Annotated in this window: 5 protein-coding genes; 3 read left to right on the top strand and 2 right to left on the bottom strand. The window is 65.4% G+C overall.

Annotated elements, in window-relative coordinates; all coding sequences use genetic code 11:
• The first annotated feature begins 386 nt into the window (after positions 1-386).
• Positions 387-878 (top strand): hypothetical protein, encoded by a 492-nt coding sequence (locus ACPYN7_RS17790; protein WP_424348525.1) that lies wholly within the window; start codon positions 387-389, stop codon positions 876-878.
• A 283-nt stretch (positions 879-1,161) separates the two neighbouring features.
• Here ACPYN7_RS17790 and ACPYN7_RS17785 read toward each other — a convergent pair whose 3' ends face one another.
• Complete coding sequence (locus tag ACPYN7_RS17785) at positions 1,162-1,788, bottom strand: tyrosine-type recombinase/integrase (protein ID WP_424348524.1); 627 nt, start codon at positions 1,786-1,788, stop codon at positions 1,162-1,164.
• Between ACPYN7_RS17785 and ACPYN7_RS17780 the strand changes: the two genes are divergently transcribed.
• On the top strand, positions 1,777-2,199 hold the full coding sequence (locus ACPYN7_RS17780) for a hypothetical protein (protein WP_424348523.1): 423 nt from the start codon (positions 1,777-1,779) through the stop codon (positions 2,197-2,199). The genes ACPYN7_RS17785 and ACPYN7_RS17780 overlap by 12 nt on opposite strands.
• Positions 2,200-2,435: 236 nt before the next feature.
• On the top strand, positions 2,436-3,839 hold the full coding sequence (locus ACPYN7_RS17775; RefSeq protein ID WP_424348522.1) for a hypothetical protein: 1,404 nt from the start codon (positions 2,436-2,438) through the stop codon (positions 3,837-3,839).
• Positions 3,840-3,913: 74 nt separating this feature from the next.
• Here ACPYN7_RS17775 and ACPYN7_RS17770 read toward each other — a convergent pair whose 3' ends face one another.
• A complete protein-coding gene (locus ACPYN7_RS17770) occupies positions 3,914-4,672 on the bottom strand; it encodes a hypothetical protein (RefSeq protein ID WP_424348521.1) in 759 nt (252 codons plus the stop codon).
• Positions 4,673-4,735: the final 63 nt, after the last annotated feature.

Here is a 4,735-nt window from a genome sequence, read left to right as displayed (position 1 = left end):
CGTCTCGAGGGCGACCATCCAGCGCACGATCGCGCGCAACGAGGCCAAGGCAAAGCTCGAGCAGACCAGCTCGATTTAGGCGCGGACACGTCGAGGGCAAACCAAATAAGCAAGGCAGAGATGCCCCATACATTTGCATGCGACATAGGAATGTGCGCAAATGGGTCTATCTGGAGCCTCTGTGCATAACGATTGAGCCTGCGACTTGCGATAACGTCTGCGTAGGTATTTCACACTGAGGATACTAAGGCTCGAGGCTCATCTGAATCCTTTGGGCCGTCAAGGTGGCCGGGACGCAGTAGTTACTGCGTTGTCCGGAAACTGGTGATGAGCTTCACCTTCATCGTCAATGATTAGAGCACTTTTCCATTGTTCAGGGGATAGCCATGAAAAGAAACAGGCTGGCATGCCTTGCGGCGGCATCGCTGCTTGCCGCGTCTTCGATCGGCCTGGCGGCCACACCGGCCGTCGCAGACACCACTCGCTACGGATGCACCGTCTACAAGCCAGCAGGTCCCAGGGCCGACGGCGTCGACGGCAGCAACCGCGTGATGATCAAGTGGGTCATCGACGTCAAGTGCGACAAGGGCCGGACCATACACGTTCACCAGATCCGCATGGAGGAGGATGACGGCACCGGCGAGGGGCGGGGTGACGACTACGTGGGCGAGAAGACCTACAGTCGCTCTTTCCGCGGCAAGGCGGGAACCCACAGGTTCACCTACCGTGAGCAACTTCCTCAAACTAAGGATGCAGGCGGTGGGAAAGAGCCGAACGAGGAGATGTATCAGAAGGTTCGGTTCCGTGTGTCATCGAATGGAGTTGTCTCCAGCTGGACAAATTACGAGAGAGGTGGCGCCAGCTGGATATTCCACTAGTGTGAAGATCGGAGTGCTGAGTCATCCGCAACGGGCGTATATGGCCAATTAAGCCCACGCGATAGACCAGTATCATCCTTACCCTGTGATGTAACTGATTTGTCCGAAGATGTCGAAGGCCTGGATCCCCCACAGGTTCTGGGCCTTCGACTCGCTACTCCATGAACATCCAGGTACCACCGCGGTCCCCGCTACCAGCCGGGCTGCACCACCTGACCTATGAACATTCAACCATGTGCGTTGGTAAAACATTAACAAGAATTTCAAGGTTGGTGCCGAGAGGCTACACGGCCGGCTCCTGGTAAGACTCCGACGGCGCCGGCGGGGTCAACGGGTGGGCGTTGACCGCCACGGAAAGCTCTCCGGGCAGCTCGTCGAGGTAGCGGGAGGTGGTGTTCACCGACTTGTGGCCCAGCAGCTGGGCGATGACCTTCTCGTCCCAGCCTTCGGCGAGCATCAGCGTGGCCGCGGTGTGCCACAGCCCGTGAGGCACCACCGCCCGGGCGTGGGCCGGATCCGCGGCCCGGGTGCGCTTCACGGCTCGATCCAGGAGGCGCTCGATGTCGCGCACCGCCAGGCGGTTGCCCGTGGGGGAGAGCAGCAGCGCCGCACCGGCCTCGGAGCCCAGCCGGGCGCGGTAGGCGATGATCTGGGCCTCCATCCACGGCGGGACCGGCACGGTGCGCCAGGTGCGGCCCTTGCCGTAGATCTGCAGGGAAACCGCAGCCGAGGCGGTGGCGCGGGAGACGTGGTCGATGTCGAGCTTGACGATCTCCCCGGCGCGCAGGCCGAGCACGCCCATCAACCCCAGGGCGATCGCGTCTCGGTCGTGATGAGGGTTCGTCTGCGCAGTGCCGGGGCCTGGGTCTCCCCGGCAGGACAAGGCCCGGTGGTGCCGGTGCAGCCGCACTCTCCGTTCGCCGCCGGCCGGGACTGGAACCGCCTCTACCGCCCGGAGGGCTACCGCGCTATCGAAGAGCGGCACGAAGCCCCCGTGCAGATCCAGGTGGGGGACCGGCTGCGGTACTGGTGCGAGAAGAACCTGGTGTGGACGGCCCGGGCGATCGCCGACGACGATGACATCGTGGTGGCCACCACCAAGATCTTCGGCACGCCCAGCTACCTAGCCACCTCCTTCGTCCGCGGGATCCGCGACCCGCACGGCTCCTGGGGCCACGCGGCCGTCACCGACGAGGACTGTGCGCGCACCGCAGCCGCCCTGGCGTCCGGGGAGATCGACTTCTCGGCCCGCAACAGCGTCCGCCTCGACCCGCGTTCCGTGGAGCGCGAGGGGGAGACTGTCTGGTCCGACGAAGGCTGAGCAGTAGCAAACCGTCACGGCTCCGGCGAGCCTTCCGCTCTCCGGGGCCGCTGGCTACCCTGGGGTACACCGGTCGCTCTCGCGCTCCCGGCTCCAGGTTCCAGACATGCCCGCGCCTGTCGGGAGCCGCTACGGACAAGGGCTTTCGAGTCCACGTGAGAATGCAGTCACCACCTCAGCGCGGGATGTCAGTGTGCGCGGACGCCGACATCCCCTCCGCCGAGGAAGGGCACGCCATGTCACGTCAGTACAGCTCCAACACCATCAGCGATCTGGCCAAGAAGCTGGACAAGCATACCGACGCACCGCACCGCGATCGACTGCGAGCGCTCGAGCAGGCCGCGAAGATCACCAACATCCCCATGACCCGGGCGGTCCTGGCCCTGCAGCAGCTCGAGCGCGAAGGGCGCAGCGTCAACTTCGCCAGTCTGGGCAAGACCCTTGGGCGCAAGATTCTCACCCCGATGCAAGCCAGTAGCAGCGAAGGGCTTCCCGGAGCGTCCACCCCCTCCGGTGGGCCGGAGCGCGAGCGGGTCAACGAGGCCTTGGAGGTGCCGAGCGTCTACTCCGGTGTGAACGATCCCATGAGTCCGCGAGACCAGGCCGACCGGGAGTTCGAGACGCCCCGGTGGTGGTTCGGCGGACGGTCCCTAGGGGTCTACGGCGGCGACCTGCGTCGGCGCGGCCTGCTCGTGAGCTATCTGATCCGCGAGCTGATGAACAACGGCTACCGGACCATCGTCCCGATGCGCGCCCCGTCCAAGGCCGACCAGCGGATGCTCGCCCCGTCCGCCGAGGTCGTCGACCTTACCCAGCTGCCAGAAGGTATCCAGCAGATGCACGCGGAACTGCAGGAGCGCACCGCCGACGGGGAGACCCTGGTGGTGCTCGTCGACCCGCGCCACGGCCTCGACGAGGACGACCTGGCCGTGCTCGTCGATCTGCTCTACTCACCGATCCCGAGCCTGCGGGTGCTGTACGCAGACTCGTTCGTGGTGCGGGGCTGGTCGGAGTTCATGGACGCGATGCTCACCTACGGCGAGTCGATGCTGCTAGGCCCGGCCCGGGCTGCAGACCTGGAGGCTTTTGGGCTGCCGGCCGACTACGAGATGCCCACAGACCCCGGGGCGGGAATCTACCTCTCCGACGGGGGCTACACGGTTCGCTTCGGGGCGCCGCAGCGGGTGTCCACCTACCGCAGCGCGCACCAGGCCAACACCCTGTGGGGGCCGTGCGGACACCGCCCGAAGGCGTCGCTGGGCTCGCTGCCGGTGGCGCTGCAGAAGAGTGACGTTCTGCGTTTCTGGGGCGACCAGGACGACCGTGGATGGCAGATGGACGGCGCCACGGCAACCCGTGCCATCGGGGTGTGCTGGCAGGAAGACCTCGACTCGGGGTCCGGGGCGCCGACGGGGTTCGGGCCCCAGCGCCGCCAGATCATCTCCTTCCAGCACGGGCTGCGCGAGGACCACCCGTTCTTCTACCGGCCCGTCATCAACGCGATGACCGATCTCCGGTCCGACGACGAGGTCGCCGTGGATGTGAAGGAGGGGCGGCTCCAGTTCACCGACGGCGCCGTCCGGCTGGACCTGCGCTCGGTCGAGCGCCACGGGCGCATCATCTGGTCCGACCCGACCTGATCCACCCCTTCAGTGAGCCCCGAGTGCCAGTCAGGCTCTGGGGTTCACTGCCGGGGAGGGGAAGCCGACCCTGATCATCCGGCTTCCTCCGGCGAGGGAGCACCGGTGCCAGCCGGACGTCGGCGTGCTGAACGCCTCCTGCGGAACCAGGAAATCTTCGACCCAGGGATTTCCGGGATCGGTCGGCTGAAGAGCCACGAGACGAAGATGACGTGGACGAGGAGGGTGAGACATGAGGTGAGTAGCATTCCCGAGTCGTCTGGCAGATCCGTCCACGAGATCCAGATCTGCGCCACCAGCAGCGCGTAGATGGGGGTCGAGACTGCCAGGACGAGGATGACTTCCTTCCTGACTGCCCTTCCCGGAGAGCTGAACCGGTCGAGCATCTTGGCTTCCAAGGTGTCCGGCATCTTCAGGGAGCCGAGCCTCTTGGCCTCCGTGGTGTCCGGCGGCCTCTCGCGGAGTCGGCCGCTCAGCATTGTGTGGAGCACCATCCAACGGATGCCGATCTGCACCAGTTTCTCCCGCCGCATCCAGATGAGGGCGGTGATGATGCTCAAGCCGGGCAGGATCACCGCGAACATGGCGGGGTGGTTGATCTGCTCGTGGAGGGGATTGTCATCCCGTTCGATAGCGGCGAGGAAGTCGGTTTGACCGACCGCGATGGCGGCGCCACCGCCGATGATCAGGATCGCGAAGTTGAGGAACAGGTCCCGTTCCCGCTTGTCGCTGTCGATCTCCGAGCGCGTCTGCCTAAAGTAGTCCCGCTCGAAGTCGGTGAATGTCGCCCACGGATCCTCGGCCGGCTCCGACTGCTGCTCCGATGTGCTCACGGTTCCTCCCGATGCCCCTCGCGGTAACCCCAGCCCTGCGCAGATGCCGCAGGTAGCGGGCGC

This window comes from Kocuria sp. CH-021 (assembly GCF_049716185.1).
In the GTDB taxonomy this organism is placed as follows: Bacteria; Actinomycetota; Actinomycetes; order Actinomycetales; family Micrococcaceae; genus Kocuria; species Kocuria cellulosilytica.
The sequence above is the reverse complement of the archived record's forward strand: the minus strand, read 5'-3'. Positions and strand labels throughout refer to the sequence as shown.